Genomic DNA, 16,343 nt, shown 5'->3' with positions numbered 1-16,343 from the left:
CCGCCCCGCGCGGAGCACCGATCCAGCTCAGCTGGAACAAGGGCGGTATCTTCGGATGCCGCCCTTTTCTATACTGACACAGGCAGAGCAGCCTGCCTGAGTCCTTCTGGATCAGTCGCCCTAAACGCGCCCCAGCGCCTCTATAAGCGCCTGCCCCAGGGCCTTTATGGCCGCACCATCAACGCCCGCGTCCACCGCTTCCTCCAACGCGGACGCATGGCCGCCAATATCGGCGTAGCCAAAGATCCCGGCCACGCCCGCCAATCCATGGGCGAGGTGCAAAAGGCGGGAGCGATCCCCTGCTTCAAGCGCCGAAATGATGGCACTCAGATCGGACGCGGCCCGCGCATGGAAGCGCTGTCGCAACTTCTGCATTTGCGCTTCGGTATCGCTCATGGCTCCAGCAATGTCCGCACGGTCCCCGCGAGGCTCATCGGGTCGAACGGCTTGGCAAGCACGGTTCGCGCACCGAGGGCTTTGAGGTTCGTGACGTGCCGTGGATGAGTTTTGGCCGTGATAAATGCGACGGGAATTGTCGCGGTGGCGGGCTCAACCTGCAACGCCGCCAAAGTTGCAGGCCCATCCATGCCCGGCATCATCACGTCAAGCAGGATGAGAGCAGGCTGCCACTGTCTCGCCTGCTCCAACGCTTCCGCACCCGAGGCCGCCGTTCGCACCTCGAACTCCGGGTCCAGCTCAAGCGACATGGCCGCGATCTCCCGCAGGTCCGCCTCGTCATCAACATAAAGAATGCGGGTCAACTCGGGTCTTTCTGTCAATTCGGCATCACAGCGGTAATTCGACAAGAAACGTCGCCCCTGTTTCCGCCGCGGAATCCAGCGCGATGCTTCCGCCATGCGCCTCTATGATGCCTTTGCTGATTGCGAGGCCAAGGCCGGTGCCCGCATGGCCGTGCTGATGCGCACCGTCCTCCTGCTCAAAACGCTTGAACAGCCGCGCGCGAAACTCCGGCGAAATCCCCGGCCCCTCGTCAGCAACGCTGATCCGGGCGACGTCCCCCGCCCGCTCAAGGGAAACACGCACCGTCCCACCCGAGGGCGAAAATTTGCAAGCGTTGGACAGTAGGTTGGTCATCACCTGACACAGGCGATTGCCATCAACCTTCGCAACGACCGCTTCGGCCGGGCGGTCGAATTCAAGCTTAACACTGAAGCGCTCGGCATATGGCTCAATCTGCTCGATCGCCTCGATCAGCAGCAAGCCCAATTCCCGCCCGTCGAAATGGAAGACCAGCTTCCCCGACTGAAGTTTGTCCATGTCCAGCAGGTCATTGACCAGATGGATCAGCCGCTCCGCATTCTTGCTGCCGATCGCGACCAGTTGTTTGGCCCTGTCAGGCAATTCGCCAGCGGCGCCACCCGCCATTAATCCCAATGCACCGGAGATAGCGGTCAACGGCGTCCGCAATTCATGACTGACGGTCGATACCAGTTCGTCCTTCAGGCGGCTGATCTGCCGTTCCTGCGTCACATCCCGCGCCGTCATGATGAACCGCCCCCCACGGATCGATTCCCGGCGGATATCGAGGATGCGACCGTTCCGGCGCTGAATCTCCAACCGACGACTGTCGCTGGTGCGGATAGAATCGACGAAGCCCGCAACGATCTGATCCGGGTCACCGGGGCCCAGTTCGCCGCGCTGTGCGGTCAGGCGGATAAGCTCACGTGCGTCCCTTCCGCCCGTCACGCTATCGGGAGCATAATCGAAGAGATCGACAAAGGCTTGGTTCCACAGCATCAGCCGCAGGTCCCGATCCACCACCGCGACGCCGCCACTGACGTTTTCCACTGTTAGCTTCAGCAACTGGCGTTCGTCATCAAGCTTGCGCCGATGTTCGTCAGCCGCAAATCCTTCGACCCGCAATTCGATGAGGTCGATCACCGTCCGTGCCAGCTGGGCGAGCCGCTGCCGATGTGCCTCGCTGAAATCACGCGGCTTGTAATCGACGATGCACAAGGTCCCAAGCGGCTGGCCATTGGCTACCCGCAATGGCGCACCGGCGTAGAAGCGGACGTGCGGCGGCCCTGTGACCAATGGGTTGCCGCTAAACCTCGGATCCTTCGTCGCATCCGGCACCACCATGACCTCCGGTTGCAGGATCGCGAAGGCGCAAAAGGCGACATCCCGCGAGGTGTGGGTCTCATCGATGCCGCACGCACCGCGAAAACATTGCGTGTCTGATCCCACGATCGACACCAGCGACATGGGCACATCGAACAGGTCAGCTGCGAACTGGGTTATATGGTCGAACGGGCGTTCCCGACCGATGCCGCCAAGCCGGTAATGTTCCAGTGCTCGCAACCGATCGGCCTCGTCCCCCGGAATGGGAGGCTTCATGCCTTGGGCATCCTTGGGCTGCCGCTCCTGCATCGTTGGCATCGGTCCTCAAGTCCCGCTTATGATCACGGCACCAATCGACACCTTAACTGCAACGAAATCAACACCTTCCTTGAGAAGCAATGTCAAAGCGGATCAGGATCGAGGTAGAGATAGCGCGCGTCGAACTCCGCGAGGGCCTTCAAACCCTCAAGATCAAGGATCTGCGCTTCGCCACGCTGATATTTCAAAAGCCCCCGGTCGCGGAGCAATCTCAGCGTGCGGTTTACATGGACCGAAGTCATACCAAGGCTGTCGGCGAGCTGAGATTGGCTCATCCCGATATAGAACCGGTCGCTCGCCTGATCGATCACCTGTAGACGGACATATAGTTCGCAAAAAAGAGCCGCCATCCGGCCCGCCGCCGAACGCTGACCGAGCGACAATTCCCATTCGCGGCTCATGCACGCATCCAGGTTTGTGCTGAACCAGTACAGACGGCCGATACGCGGCCACTGCTCGATCAACTGGCGGATTTGCTCATGGGGCACCAGGGTCACGACGCAATCCGTCAGCGTCATGACATCATGCTCCAGCCGTTTCAGCGTGAAGCCATGAATGTCGACAAAGTCGCCCGCTAGGTGGATTTGCGTGATCTGCCGCTTGCCATCCGCCAAATCCTTGAAGCGGCACATCACCCCTTCGAGCAGCAATGTGCTGGCCTCAAGAGGTTCGCCCTCATGCACGATAATGCTGTTGCGAGGCACATGACGGCCCGGCGGCGTGATCGCCCGGATGGCCTCTTCCTCTTCCGGAGATAACGGGTGACGGAATCTAAGTTTGGCGAGATGAGCCTCTACCATCGCGGTCTCCTGGGGCGAGCCGGAGACACACAGCCTCGCTGAAGGACACTCGTCCCATCTGTACGCCAGAATCACTCCTTATGTCGATCCAGCCCGTCAGATCGACGACGCCCATCAGCACTTCCTCGCTCAGGATCGAGCGTATGCTGCTTACGGCAAGAGCGCAGGCATCAGCCTCTTCGGCCAACTCCCGCCCCTCGTCATCGCGGGTAAAGCCGGTGCCATTGTGAAGATCGAAATGAAGGCGGCGCATGGCATGGGGAACGCCGCCTTTGACGGTAAGTTTCACGCAGCTCAAGACGCACACTTCATGCCGCGCGCTTGGAGCCGACTTTTCTGCTATTTAACGCGCCGCGAGGAGGAACGGCCGATCGGCCGCCGCCTGCGCAAAGTGTTGAGCGCGCAAACTGCTCAGCATGTTGTCCCTGTCCGTCGCATCATTCGCCACAATCACCCATGCCTCGAACTTCGACCCAGGGCGCACCTCCTGCGGTAAGGGGTAAAGCGATCCCATCGATCGGATAGCGCGCATCGATATGCGATCGACGCTGCGGGATGCCGAAGAGCCCGCCAGAGAAATATTCTCGGGCCGACCCTGTTCGCCCAGCCGGAACTGCACGCGGGAATATCCGATCGATGCTCCATCACGATAGAGGGACGTTGCCTGACGGATACTCCGAGACAATCTTGATGCTGTCCGGTCCGTCCACTTTTCATAGCTTATTGCGCTTTTATCGGGTGCTACCACCGTCAGTTGCCCAGATCCCTGCCTGGCATCTGCCACCATCGGCACAGCCAAGCAGACGCAAAGCGCCGCCATCACAGGCTTGGCATACATAGAGGCCTCCTCTGTTTCTCTAGCAATTTTTTCCTGAAAGGCCGCTGCGGCAGCGTCGGACCAGCCGAGAGCAGCGGCTGCTTATATATTGCAAAGCCGCCTGACCGGGTAACAAATTATCGCCAACGAAGTCATGGGCATAAGAATTATTTCATCGGAGCTTAATTTTCAGATCGAAAGTAATTTACCCGCTTAACTTGTTTTAGCTTGGCAAAAGACAGCGTTAAACTGCCACCATCATTGGATTTTGATGGATTTACCTTACGGCAACGCCGCACGACTCAGGCGGAAATCGCCAAGCCGACGGCTTCCCCAACCTTGATGCCATCAATGGCCGCCGACAATATGCCGCCTGCATAGCCAGCACCCTCTCCAGCCGGATAAAGTCCGGCCACGTTCAAGCTCTGAAAATCCTTGCCGCGTGTGATGCGGATGGGGGATGAGGTTCGGGTTTCGACACCGGTCATGACCGCATCAGGGTGATCATAATTGGCAATCTGTCGGCCAAATGCGGGCAGCGCCTCGCGAAAGGCGTCGATCGCAAAGTCAGGCAGGCAAAGGGACAGATCGGTCATGGTGACGCCCGGCTTGTAGGAAGGGACGACCTCCCCGAGCGCTTCTGAGGGACGCCGCGCCATGAAATCGCCGACCTTTTGGCCTGGAGCCCAGTAGGAAGAGCCGCCTGCGACAAAGGCCTGGCTTTCCCAATGCCGCTGAAGGTCGATGCCCGCCAAAGGCCCTCCCGGAAAATCCCGCTCCGGCTCTATGCCAACCACCAGGCCTGAATTGGCGTTGAATTCCGCACGGCTATATTGGCTCATGCCGTTGGTGACGACACGTCCTTCTTCAGACGTGGCAGCGACCACGCGCCCCCCCGGACACATGCAGAAGCTGTAAACGGTGCGACCATTCTCGCAATGATGCGCAAGGCTGTAGGCCGCCGCTCCAAGTACCGGATGACCCGCACAATTGCCGTAGCGGGCTCGATCGATCCAGCTTTGTGGATGCTCGATCCGCACCCCGATTGAAAATGGCTTGGCTTCGATATGAACGCCGCGCCGGTGCAACATTTCGAAAGTGGGGCGGGCGCTGTGTCCGACGGCAAGCACAACATGGTCGGCCTCTATAAAGCTGCCGTCGGAAAGATGCAGTCCGCGCAGGCGCTGTGTTCCGTCGCCTTGCCGCTCCATTTCCAGTTCATCGACCTTGTGCTGCCAGCGATATTCGCCGCCCAGCTGCTCGATCTGGCGGCGCAGGCTTTCAACCATGCTGACAAGGCGAAACGTCCCGATATGGGGATGCGCTTCGGTCAATATGTCTTCAGGCGCGCCCGCCGCGACAAATTCCTCCAGCACCTTGCGGCCCAAGAATCGCGGGTCCTTCACGCGGCAATAGAGCTTGCCATCCGAAAAGGTGCCCGCGCCGCCTTCCCCGAACTGGACATTGCTGTCGGGATTCAGTTCGGCTCGCCGCCAAAGACCCCAGGTATCCTTGGTCCTCTCCCGCACAACCTTGCCACGGTCGAGGATGATGGGCCGGAAGCCCATCTGCGCGAGGATCAGTCCCGCGAAAAGCCCACATGGGCCTGCGCCCACGACAACCGGGCGCTTCCCCGACCAGCTTTGGGGCGCACGAGTGACGAAGCGGTAATCGGTATCCGGGCGGCGGCGCACGTCGTTGTCGCCCGCAAGCCGTTCAAGCAACGCGGCCTCGTCCACCAGCTCGACATCGACAGTATAAACCAGCTGGATTGCACTTTTTCGCCGGGCATCATTGCCCCGGCGCACGATGACGTGACGGACGAGGTCCGATGCCTCAATTCCCAGCCGCTCGCAAATGGCGGCAGGCATCGCATCGGCCGGGTGGTCGAGGGGCAGCTTGAGGCCGGAGAGACGCAACATGGCGCCGCCTCTAGCCGCATTTACCGCCCCGCTCCACCCCCTCATGAGGATAGGCCGCTGCCTTTTCAGAGACGCGCGCGCACGCCCGCGTAGACCGCCCGGCGTTCGATGGGATAGAAGGCCGCACTGGCCTGGTTCCCGGGGATCGATGGATCGTCCGGCTTGTAGCTTACGAGCGCTCCGATATCGCCTATCGCTCGCTTCCCCGTAAGATTGCGTGCATCGACGAATAGGCTAACGCCCTTCGTCAACTGCGCCTGCGCCCCGATGTTGAACGCCGCATAGCCATCAACGCGCTTGCTATTGCTATAATCAGCCCAGGCACCCTGTGGCAGCCATTCCACAGCCGGAGCGATGCTGGCGCGATCGGTTCCCAGCTTAACTTCCGCGCGGTAGAAATGACGTGGCACGACGGGGAGGCGGTTGTCGCCGAATTGCGCGTCATTCCGGAAACCGAAGTCGCTATACTGGTAGACCTGGCGCAACGTCGCCCACGGCGCGAGGGTCAGGTCCAGCGCAGCTTCGATGCCCTGGTGCCGCGTCCGGCCCGCGTTGAATGTCGCGGCCGGGATGATGCCCGGCTGGACATTATATTGCAGCAACTCGCCTTTCAGGTCCGCGCGATAGAGGCTTATGTCCCAACGGGCTGGCCCCATGCTGCCACGCGTGCCAATTTCCGCCGTCCAGGCCCGCTGCGCATCGAGTGGCGTGAAACCGGGTAGTGGCCCACTTGGTCCAGCGGCAATCTGGCCCAGTTCGATGAAGCCAGGCAACTCCACAGACCGGCTGTAATTTGCGTAGACCTGCACCGCCTGAGAGGGTGCATACAGAAGCCCGACTTTAGGCGCGAAGCTATCGAATTTCGCCTCGCCGCTGCGTGAAGGCACGAGGCGATTGTCCAGCCGCCGCTCACCATGCGTATAGATGCCACCTGCGATCAGCCATAAGCCCTGAACCGGAGCGATCCTGGCCTCCACATAGCTGTTGATCGTCTGCGCCCGCGCCTTTTGCATGGACGTGAGAGCGCCCGCTTTGCCGTCGATATTAACAAACTGCCGGAAATCACCATGGCCAAAACGTGCCTGCGTCCCCAGCGTTAGTTCGACCGGAAGCCCCCGCACCTCTCCCGAAAGGTCAAGGCTGGCGAACAGTCCACGATCCTCTGATTTCTGATCGACCACCTGATAAATGGGATGATTTAGAGCCTTCGCATTGAAATAGGCGCCGAAGGCCAATTGACCGCCGTCCAGTTCAACCGTGGTACGGTTTTGAAACCGGACGGAATCGATGTTGCGCGCCTGATCACCTGCAAAGTTGCCCTTGGCCGGGTCATTCAGCGCGTCCGCTTCGGTCAGCGCTCCCGACAGCTTCTGCCGGATCGTTTGGGCGCTGACATAGAAACGGGTTTCCACCCGATCGTTCAGCTTGATCCCCACATTGCCGTTGAAACGCAGGGCGCGTCGCTCGCCGTGAGCGCGGTCCCCATCAGACCTGTCGGCGGTAATCGCTGCCCAGGCGTCACCGCGAGCATCGGCATAACCATAGGCCGCCTTCGCACGCAGCGTATCGAACGAGCCGCCATCTATGCGCAATTCCGCGCCCGGCATCGTCCGTCCGGTGGGTGTCACCGCATTGATGGCGCCACCCAAAGTCGATCCGCCAAGTCGCAGCGCATTGCCGCCGCGATAGACCTCCAGATGCTGGAACACCTGCGGATCCAGTTCCTGAAAGTCTCCGTTGTCGTCGGCCATGTTGATCGGGATGCCATCCTGCAACAGCGTCAGGCCCCGCATATGGAAGCTCCGCGACAGTCCGGAACCGCGTATCGAAATGCGCACCTCTTGGCCAAAGCGCGGTTGCGTGTAGACACCTGCGGAGAAGGCCAGCGCGTCGCGCAGCGATACGGCCAACTTGTCTTCGAAATCCTTGGCAGCAACGACATCGGCGCCGCCCGCCGTCCGGCTTATATGGGTAACGGCATCTTCTACTGTAGGACTGGCGGTTACGATGATACGGCCCTGGTCACCAGCTTCATCAGCGAAAGCTGGGGTGGAAAGCAGCGAACAGGCAAGAGCGCACAGCGACACGCTGCGCAAAGCGGTAAATGTAGACATGAATTCATCCTCAAGAAAATCGTGCCGCGCTCAGCGCAGCATAAACGACAGCTTCAGGAGGACAGAGGAGGACCGGATGATGGCGGGGGGGGTGCGGCAAGTCGGGCGATCAGCCCCGTCTTGAGCGCGAATGCGATAGGCCCGAAAACAGTCTGCCACGCTGGCAACGGCAGATCGGCCAAAATCAGCGGCGGAACCACCGGCTGAACCGAGGCGGCGAAGGAGCAATGTTGTTGAACCGGGACGCCGTCATCCTGCGAATGATGTTCTTTCCCCGGCGCTTGATCGCGATCGACCAGGACGTTGATCGCGCCCTGCCCCGTACAGAGCGTCACCATCACGCCCCGATCCGTACGAACCGGCATGAAACCGGCAGGCGTAATCAACTGGATGGCCAGGACAAGCAGCGCCAACGCGGCCAGCAAGCCCCGCGCGACTTCCGATTGTCTGATTGCCCCCGTCATCAGGCGCCGCTTAACCTCCCAAGGCCCGACTGTCATCAGGGCAAATTGCCGCAGATCGCGCTTGACGTTAACGTAAAGCTTTCCTAGCTAAGACGCCATGGATCAGCGCAGCGGCATCGCGGGCATCGAATTGCCCGACAACAAAGAACGGCAAAGCTACACCATCACCGACCTGTCGGAGGAGTTTGGCGTCACGGCCCGCGCCCTGCGTTTCTATGAGGATGAAGGGCTGATCGCACCGGAACGTCATGGCCTCGCCCGCATCTATTCACGCCGTGACCGCGCTCGGCTTGCCTGGATCCTGCGTGGCAAAAGGGTCGGCTTCAGCCTCGCCGAGATTCGCGAAATGATCGACCTTTACGACGCGGATGAGGAACATGAGGAGCAGCGGCGCGTCACGGTCGCCAAATGCAAGGCTCGCATCGAACTGCTCACCCGCCAGAAAAGCGACATAGATGCCGCCATCGCGGAACTTTCGGGCTTTGTCGCAGCTCTCGACAAGCCCTGAACATTCGCGACTAAAAAGATAACCGGAGAAGATTGATGCCCAGCTATTCCGCCCCGATTCGCGAAACCCGCTTCATACTCGACCATGTGGTGGGCCTTGATCGCTACACCAATCTGCCCGGCTTTGAGAGCGCGACGCCGGATCTGGTGGATGCCATCCTCACAGAGGGCGCGAAGATTGCTGAGGAAGTACTCTTTCCGCTGAATGCCGTCGGCGACAAGGAAGGCTGCGTTCGAAACCCGGATGGCAGCGTCACGACGCCGCCGGGCTTCAAGCAGGCATTCGACACCTATGTGGAAGGTGGATGGACCACGCTGCACGCGCCGGTCGAATATGGTGGACAAGGCCTGCCCAATATTGTCGCGTCTGCTGTTGGCGAATATGTGCTGTCGGCCAATCACAGCTTCGAAATGTATCATGGCCTGACCAGCGGGGCCGTGTCCGCTCTGCTCGCCAAGGGCAGCGAAGAGCAGAAGCAGAAATATCTCCCCAACATGGTGTCTGGCAAATGGACGGGCACGATGAACCTGACCGAGCCCCATGCGGGCACGGACCTTGGCCTCATCAAGACCAAGGCGGTGAGGCAGGATGACGGCAGCTATTCGATCACCGGCACGAAGATCTTCATTTCTTCCGGTGAGCAGGACCTTACCGAGAATATCATCCACCTGGTGCTCGCCAAGACTCCGGACGCGCCCGAGGGCAGCAAAGGCATCTCCCTCTTCGTCGTGCCCAAGCTGTTGGTGAATGACGATGGGTCGTTGGGTGAGCGCAACGCCGTGTCATGCGGATCGCTCGAACATAAGATGGGCATTCACGGCAACGCCACCTGCGTCATGAATTATGACGGCGCCAAGGGATGGATCGTGGGCGAGGAGAATAAGGGCCTCGCCGCCATGTTCATCATGATGAACGCCGCGCGCATGTGGGTAGGCATGCAGGGCCTCGGCCAGGCGGAAATCGCGTTCCAGAACGCGGTCCATTATGCGCGCGACCGGCGGCAAGGCCGCGCACTGACCGGCCCACAAGACAAAGACGAAAAAGCCGATACGCTGTTCGTCCACCCGGATGTGCGGCGCATGCTGATGGAGGCGAAGGCGCTGACCGAGGGGCTGCGCGCGCTGATGTTGTGGGGCGCTATGCAGGTCGATCTGGCGCAGCACGCCGCGACGGAGGAGGAACGGCAGGCCGCCGACGATCTCGTCCAGCTGCTGACCCCGGTGCTGAAAGGCTATGGCACCGACAAGGGCTTCGACGTTGCGGTCATGTGCCAGCAGGTGTTCGGCGGTCATGGCTACATCTGGGAAAATGGCGCCGAACAATATGTACGCGACGCCCGCATTGCCCAAATATACGAAGGCACCAACGGCGTGCAGGCGATGGATCTGGTTGGCCGCAAGCTGCCGATGAATGGCGGCCGGGCTCTGCAGGCTTTCCTGAAAATCGTCGCGGACGAGGTCGCGCAGGCGAAGGGCAATGAGAAGCTGGCTGGCGTGGCTGAAGCGCTGGAGAAGGCCAGCGGGCAGTTGGGCGCGGCGACCATGTGGCTGATGCAGAATGCGATGCAGAACCCTAATAATGCAGGGGCTGGCGCGGTGCATTATATGCATATCCTGGGCATCGTTTCGACCGGCCTTATGTGGCTGCGCATGGCGAAGGCGGCGGCGGCGCTGCTGGAAGCGGGCGAAGGCGATGCGCGCTATCTGGAGGCGAAGCTGATCACGGCGCGCTTTTTTGCTGAGCGGGTGATGCCGGATGCGGGCGCGCTGCGGCGGAAGATCGAGGGTGGCGCCGAGAGCCTGATGGCGATCGATCCCGACATGTTTTTGGCGGCCTGAACGAGCCACTCTCATTCTTTACAGGTGGGGATGACGGAATGGCTGGGTTTGTTGCCACCCCCCTCCCGCTGGCCGGCGGGGCCGGGCGGGGCTTGCGTGACATTCGCCTTGCTTTGCAGCTGATATCTGGTTCCATCCGCTGCCCCTTTTCATGTGCGGAAGGGCATTTTTGATTGGGTCGTGAGCGGATATCCTTCCGTCATGCCAGCGCAAGCTGGCATCTCTCACGACAGGGCACAGCTTAGCCTCATGAGATCCCAGCTTACGCTGGATGACGGGAAATGGGTGGTTAGGGGACGTTGCCCGTCTCCGGCGACGTGATATTAGTCGGGCATGAGTTGGATGTATCTGCTGACCTCGCTGGCTTCTCCCGCCGTCGTCGATGCCCCGCCTTTTCAAAATTTCGATGTTTTCCGAAATGCATTGTCGCACGACGCATTCAACGAGATGCGCTGCAAAGGCATGTCTACTGAGCGCACGAAACGCCTCTACAATCAGCAGTATAAAGCACGCCAAGACCGGATAAGGGCCGCAATCGTAGCGAGCCATGGCACCGAATATCTGAACAACGAAGATATCATCGCCATCGGGCTTCCATGCCCGCACTACAGGGGCGCAGAAGAGCGCCTGAAGCGATTTTTGTCTATGGTAGAACAACGCTTAAGCATACCACAACAATAACCGCCTGTCTGGCATTGGTGGTTGACCGTCGGGCGACGAAACGAACGTTCACCGGTGAGCGAAACGAGTTCTGCCCAGCTGGTGCTGATGCAAAAAGGCCGGGGCAGATGATGCTGCGCCCGGCCTTCTGATTTTCAGGTCTAAGATGGCGCGCGCTTAGTCGCCCCACAATTCCTTGAGCTTGCTGAAGAAGCCGGTCGATTGCGGGCATTCCTCGCCGGTTTCTGTGTCGCGGAAGGCCTCAAGCAGTTCCTTTTGCCTGGCGGAAAGGCGGGTCGGGGTTTCGACATCGACCTGTATCACAAGGTCGCCCTGCCCTCGCCCGTTCAGCACCGGCATGCCTGCGCCGCGCTGACGGATTTGCTTGCCCGATTGGATGCCGCTCGGGATCTTGATCTCGTGCCGCTGGCCGTCGAGGCCGGGCACTTCGATGCAACCGCCGAGTGCCGCCGTGGTGAAGCTGACGGGCGCGCGGCAGAACAGGGTCGTGCCGTCCCGTTCAAAGAGCGTATGCCGCTTCACATGCAGGAAGATGTAGAGGTCGCCCGCAGGTGCGCCGCGTGCGCCCGCTTCGCCTTCGCCGGAAAGGCGGATGCGGGTGCCTTCATCGACACCGGCCGGGATATTGACGGACAGTGTCTTGGGCTTGTCCACCCGGCCTTCGCCGCGGCAGGTGCGGCAGGGGCTTTCGATGACCTGACCCGCGCCGTGACAGCCGGGGCAAGTGCGCTCGACGACGAAGAAGCCCTGCTGCGCCCGCACCTGGCCATGGCCGCCGCAGGTGCCGCAGGTCTTGACGCCGGTGCCGGGCTGCGCGCCCGACCCTTCGCAGCTTTCGCAGGATGCGGAGACTTCGATCTCTATTTCGGTCTTCTTGCCGTGATAGGCTTCGTCGAGCGTGATCTCCATGTCGTAGCGCAAGTCTGCGCCGCGGCGCTGCGCCTGACGCCCGCCATTGCCGCCGAAGCCGCTCTGGCCGAAGATCGTCTCGAAAATATCGCCAAGGTCGGAAAAGCCGCCCGCGCCGCCACGCCCGTTGAAGCCGCCACCGCCGCCATTCTGGGCATTGGTATAGGCAGCGTGACCGTAGCGATCGTAGGCCGCGCGCTTCTGCGGGTCCTTCAGGCACTCATAGGCTTCGGAAACCGCCTTGAACCTCGCTTCGCCGTCGCTGCATCCCCCGGTCTTGTCCGGGTGATATTTCATCGCCAGCTTGCGGTAGGCGCTCTTGATGGTGCCTGCATCAGCCGAGCGCTCGACCTCGAGCAGTTCGTAATAGTCCAATTCGCTACTCATTTCGCCCCCGGCGCGCGCACGTCCCTCGGCTTCGCCCGGCACGAACGGCTACCATAACCGTTCGGTTCGAGCGAAGTCGAGAAGCGTTTCATCGGGCCTTATGCCTTGTTGTCGTCCACTTCCGAAAATTCGGCATCGACGACATCGTCATCAGCCTTCGGAGCTTCAGCGCCCGGAGCCGAGGCCTGAGCCTGTTCCTTCTCGTAGATCGCCTGGCCGAGCTTCATCGCGACCTGAGCGAGTTCCTGCGCCTTGGCCTTCATCGCTTCGGCGTCGCCGCCTTCGACAGCGGATTTGGTCGCGGCGATCGCGGTTTCGATCTCGGACTTGAGGGCAGCGTCCACCTTATCGCCATGCTCGGACAGCTGCTGCTCGGTGGTGTGGATCAGGCTTTCGGCATTGTTCTTGGCCTCTGCGCCTTCACGCCGCTTCTTGTCCTCTTCGGCGAAGCGTTCGGCGTCCTTGACCATCTGGTCGATGTCGGCGTCGCTGAGGCCGCCCGAAGCCTGGATGCGGATCTGCTGTTCCTTGCCCGTGCCCTTGTCCTTGGCATGGACGTTGACGAGGCCGTTGGCGTCGATGTCGAAGGTGACCTCGATCTGTGGCACGCCGCGCGGCGCGGGCGGGATGCCGACCAGATCGAACTGGCCGAGCAACTTGTTGTCCGCCGCCATTTCACGTTCACCTTGGAACACGCGGATCGTCACCGCCTGCTGATTGTCGTCAGCGGTCGAATAGACCTGCGACTTCTTGGCCGGGATGGTGGTGTTGCGGTCGATCATGCGGGTGAACACGCCGCCCAGCGTCTCGATGCCAAGCGAAAGCGGGGTCACGTCGAGCAACAGCACATCCTTGACGTCGCCCTGCAACACGCCCGCCTGAATCGCCGCGCCCATGGCGACGACTTCGTCCGGGTTGACGCCGGTGTGCGGTTCCTTGCCGAAGAATTCCTTCACGGCCTCGCGCACCTTGGGCATGCGGGTCATGCCGCCGACGAGGACGACTTCGCTGATCTCGCTCGCGGAAATGCCAGCGTCGGCCATAGCCTTCTTGCAAGGCTCCATGGTGCGCTTGATGAGGTCCGTCACCAGACGCTCCAGATCGGCGCGGGTGATGTTCTTCACCAGATGCTTGGGGCCATTCTGGTCAGCGGTGATGAAAGGCAGGTTGACTTCGGTCGACTGCGCCGAGGACAGTTCGATCTTCGCCTTCTCGGCCGCTTCCTTTAGACGCTGAAGGGCCAGCTTGTCCTTGGTGAGGTCGATGCCCTCATCCTTCTTGAAGCCTTCGGCCAGATATTCGACCAGCTTGGCGTCGAAATCTTCACCGCCAAGGAAGGTGTCGCCGTTGGTCGACTTCACCTCAAACACGCCATCGCCGATTTCGAGAATCGAGATGTCGAAGGTGCCGCCGCCAAGGTCATAAACCGCGATCGTCTTGCCGTCCTGCTTCTCAAGCCCGTAGGCGAGTGCAGCAGCCGTCGGCTCGTTGATGATGCGCAGCACTTCCAGGCCAGCGATCTGGCCGGCGTCCTTGGTCGCCTGACGCTGGGCGTCGTTGAAGTAAGCGGGAACGGTGATGACCGCCTGCGTGACCGTCTCGCCCAGATAGCTCTCGGCGGTTTCCTTCATCTTTTGAAGCGTGAAGGCAGAAATCTGCGAAGGCGAATAATCCTTGCCGCCCGCCTGGACCCATGCGTCGCCATTGCCGCCCTTCACGATGTGATAGGGGACCAGCTCCATGTCCTTCTTGGTGGTCGGATCGTCGAAGCGTCGGCCGATAAGGCGCTTCACCGCGAAAATCGTGTTGTCCGGATTGGTGACGGCCTGTCGCTTGGCGGGCTGGCCGATCAGGCGCTCGCCATCCTTGGTGAAGGCCACGATCGACGGCGTGGTGCGCGCGCCTTCTGCATTTTCGATCACCTTGGGCTTGCCGCCATCCATCACAGCCACGCAGCTGTTGGTGGTGCCAAGGTCAATGCCGATTACTTTTCCCATCTTGTCCTCTTAAACCCCAATTTCATTCAGCGGTTAACGGCCCCATACCTCACGAAAGCGCCAAGGCAAGGCCGTTTGCGGATGGGATATAGGCGTGATCTTTCTTGGCACAAGAAGCGCGGGCGATTACCGTAACAACCGACCGGAAACGAGACAGTCACGAAAGCCTCCTGATGCGCGCACTATTCAGCCTCTTTGCCCTTGCCGCTCCTTTCACGCTTGCGGCATGCGGCGATCCTGCACCGACCTATATCGACCAGGCCTGGGTCCGCCTGAGCCCCAACAAGGATACGCCATCGGCTGGATATTTCGTGGTGCATGGCGGTGACGCAGCGACGCAACTACGCGGCGTGCTCACCGATTACGCGCTCAAGGTAGAGATGCATGAGAGCATGGATCATGACGGCATGATGATGATGCAGAAGATCGATTCAGTCGACATTCCCGCCAAGTCGAAGGTCGCCTTCGCGCCGGGCGGCAAGCATCTGATGATCTGGGGAGTCAATGATACGGCTATCAGCCGGGGCAAGATGACGCTGACCTTCCTCCTCGCCAATGGCGACCGCCTGCTGGTCGATGCCGCGATCCAGAAGCCTGGCGCGCCGACGCCCAAGGCCGAGGAGTCCAGCAAGCATTGAGCAGCCGCGCCCTTACACAGGGAGAAATCATGCTTGCCCGCTCGGTCTTCGGCGATGCGATACTCTATGATCAGGTGCGGGCTCACAATCGTAAATGGTGGCCATTTCAGCCCGCCCGCGTGACGATGTCGCCGGACGGCCATCTCTGGTTCAATCCAAAAAGCGGCCTCTTCTGCGCGGATTTCTGCGACCAGGGGCTGCACTTGCAGGGTCATTTCATCCACGAGATGACCCATGTCTGGCAAGCTCAGAGGGGCGGCAAATGGTATCTGCCGCTGATGCGCCATCCCTTCTGCCGCTATGGTTACGACATTGTGCAGGGTCGGCCTTTCGGGGGGTATGGACTTGAACAACAGGCGGAGATCGTCCGCCATGCGTTTCTGATGCGGAAAGGCGCACGCGTGGAGGGCAAGCCGCCGCTGCATGTCTATGAAGAGCTACTCCCCTTCAGCCGGGCCTAGTCGTAAGACAGGTTTTCGTCGCCAAAATCTGTTATCTTGGCCCGCATGCGGCTGATCGCACCATTCCTACCGCTGGCGGCCTTCTTCGCCACGCCAGCCTTGGCAGAGCCTTCGCCCACTCAGTGTGCGGGCCATTATTATCTTCGTGGCGTCATGGAGACCGGATCTGAACTGATGCTCCGGCCGGATGGGCGGTTTCAATGGTATCTCGTCTATGGCGCTCTTGATCTTTTCGCCGAAGGACGCTGGCAGGAGGTGGATGACACCGTCCGGCTGCTGGCCGAACCGACGAAAGACGTGCCGCAGCCCGGTTTCAATACGTTGACACTAACCATCCGGGGTAAGGAGCTAATTCCGCCCGATGGACGCGGAGCGTACAGCCGTCCCTCCGACGAAGCCGACTGAAA

17 protein-coding genes are annotated in these 16,343 nt (G+C 60.6%); 6 read left to right on the top strand and 11 right to left on the bottom strand.

Features of this window, described 5'->3' with window-relative positions; translation table 11 throughout:
* Positions 1–120: 120 nt before the first annotated feature.
* From ACZ5ZH_RS00150 to ACZ5ZH_RS00110, 9 genes are all read right to left on the bottom strand, one after another.
* Positions 121–396, bottom strand: a complete 276-nt coding sequence (locus ACZ5ZH_RS00150) for an Hpt domain-containing protein (protein WP_464771781.1) — start codon at positions 394–396, stop codon at positions 121–123.
* Positions 393–761, bottom strand: a complete 369-nt coding sequence (locus tag ACZ5ZH_RS00145) for a response regulator (RefSeq protein WP_449471016.1) — start codon at positions 759–761, stop codon at positions 393–395. The genes ACZ5ZH_RS00150 and ACZ5ZH_RS00145 overlap by 4 nt, the downstream gene beginning before the upstream one ends.
* A gap of 25 nt (positions 762–786) precedes the next feature.
* Positions 787–2,358, bottom strand: coding sequence for a GAF domain-containing sensor histidine kinase (locus tag ACZ5ZH_RS00140; RefSeq protein ID WP_464771780.1), 1,572 nt, complete (start codon positions 2,356–2,358; stop codon positions 787–789).
* A 125-nt stretch (positions 2,359–2,483) separates the two neighbouring features.
* Positions 2,484–3,200 (bottom strand): Crp/Fnr family transcriptional regulator, encoded by a 717-nt coding sequence (locus ACZ5ZH_RS00135; RefSeq protein ID WP_460987366.1) that lies wholly within the window; start codon positions 3,198–3,200, stop codon positions 2,484–2,486.
* Positions 3,172–3,489, bottom strand: a complete 318-nt coding sequence (locus ACZ5ZH_RS00130) for a DUF6894 family protein (RefSeq protein WP_464771779.1) — start codon at positions 3,487–3,489, stop codon at positions 3,172–3,174. The genes ACZ5ZH_RS00135 and ACZ5ZH_RS00130 overlap by 29 nt, the downstream gene beginning before the upstream one ends.
* A 54-nt stretch (positions 3,490–3,543) precedes the next feature.
* On the bottom strand, positions 3,544–3,885 hold the full coding sequence (locus tag ACZ5ZH_RS00125) for an energy transducer TonB family protein (protein ID WP_464775197.1): 342 nt from the start codon (positions 3,883–3,885) through the stop codon (positions 3,544–3,546).
* 434 nt (positions 3,886–4,319) lie between these two features.
* A complete protein-coding gene (locus tag ACZ5ZH_RS00120; protein WP_464771777.1) occupies positions 4,320–5,939 on the bottom strand; it encodes an NAD(P)/FAD-dependent oxidoreductase in 1,620 nt (539 codons plus the stop codon).
* Positions 5,940–6,004: 65 nt separating this feature from the next.
* Positions 6,005–8,053 (bottom strand): TonB-dependent receptor family protein, encoded by a 2,049-nt coding sequence (locus ACZ5ZH_RS00115; RefSeq protein WP_464771776.1) that lies wholly within the window; start codon positions 8,051–8,053, stop codon positions 6,005–6,007.
* A gap of 53 nt (positions 8,054–8,106) precedes the next feature.
* Positions 8,107–8,517 (bottom strand): DUF2946 family protein, encoded by a 411-nt coding sequence (locus tag ACZ5ZH_RS00110; RefSeq protein ID WP_464771775.1) that lies wholly within the window; start codon positions 8,515–8,517, stop codon positions 8,107–8,109.
* Positions 8,518–8,614: 97 nt separating this feature from the next.
* On the opposite strand from ACZ5ZH_RS00110, the gene ACZ5ZH_RS00105 reads away from it, so the two are divergent.
* The 3 genes from ACZ5ZH_RS00105 to ACZ5ZH_RS00095 all read left to right on the top strand — a co-directional run bounded on the left by ACZ5ZH_RS00105 (position 8,615) and on the right by ACZ5ZH_RS00095 (position 11,544).
* Entirely contained in the window at positions 8,615–9,025 is a 411-nt protein-coding gene (locus ACZ5ZH_RS00105; protein ID WP_449471002.1) for a MerR family transcriptional regulator, read from the top strand.
* Positions 9,026–9,060: 35 nt separating this feature from the next.
* Positions 9,061–10,863 (top strand): acyl-CoA dehydrogenase C-terminal domain-containing protein, encoded by a 1,803-nt coding sequence (locus ACZ5ZH_RS00100; RefSeq protein WP_464771774.1) that lies wholly within the window; start codon positions 9,061–9,063, stop codon positions 10,861–10,863.
* A gap of 342 nt (positions 10,864–11,205) precedes the next feature.
* Positions 11,206–11,544 (top strand): hypothetical protein, encoded by a 339-nt coding sequence (locus ACZ5ZH_RS00095; RefSeq protein ID WP_464771773.1) that lies wholly within the window; start codon positions 11,206–11,208, stop codon positions 11,542–11,544.
* Positions 11,545–11,700: 156 nt separating this feature from the next.
* Here the strand turns inward: ACZ5ZH_RS00095 and dnaJ are convergent, their stop codons facing one another.
* Together dnaJ and dnaK are read right to left on the bottom strand one after the other, a co-directional pair.
* Positions 11,701–12,840, bottom strand: a complete 1,140-nt coding sequence (dnaJ, locus tag ACZ5ZH_RS00090; protein ID WP_464771772.1) for a molecular chaperone DnaJ — start codon at positions 12,838–12,840, stop codon at positions 11,701–11,703.
* Positions 12,841–12,938: 98 nt separating this feature from the next.
* Positions 12,939–14,837: a molecular chaperone DnaK gene (gene dnaK, locus ACZ5ZH_RS00085; RefSeq protein WP_449470994.1), complete on the bottom strand. Its 1,899-nt coding sequence runs from the start codon at positions 14,835–14,837 to the stop codon at positions 12,939–12,941.
* A 173-nt stretch (positions 14,838–15,010) separates the two neighbouring features.
* Between dnaK and ACZ5ZH_RS00080 the strand changes: the two genes are divergently transcribed.
* Genes ACZ5ZH_RS00080 through ACZ5ZH_RS00070 form a run of 3 tightly spaced genes read left to right on the top strand, consistent with a single transcriptional unit; the run spans position 15,011 to position 16,341 of the window.
* Complete coding sequence (locus tag ACZ5ZH_RS00080; RefSeq protein WP_464771771.1) at positions 15,011–15,475, top strand: copper chaperone PCu(A)C; 465 nt, start codon at positions 15,011–15,013, stop codon at positions 15,473–15,475.
* Positions 15,472–15,936 carry a vgr related protein gene (locus ACZ5ZH_RS00075; RefSeq protein WP_460987350.1) on the top strand — a complete coding sequence of 155 codons (465 nt, stop codon included), beginning with the start codon at positions 15,472–15,474 and terminating at the stop codon, positions 15,934–15,936. Before ACZ5ZH_RS00080 ends, ACZ5ZH_RS00075 begins: the two co-directional genes overlap by 4 nt.
* Positions 15,937–15,981: 45 nt before the next feature.
* On the top strand, positions 15,982–16,341 hold the full coding sequence (locus ACZ5ZH_RS00070; protein ID WP_464771770.1) for a hypothetical protein: 360 nt from the start codon (positions 15,982–15,984) through the stop codon (positions 16,339–16,341).
* Positions 16,342–16,343: the final 2 nt, after the last annotated feature.

The organism is Sphingobium sp. TomMM7A (genome assembly GCF_055397305.1).
This window is presented reverse-complemented; position numbering and strand designations above follow the sequence as displayed.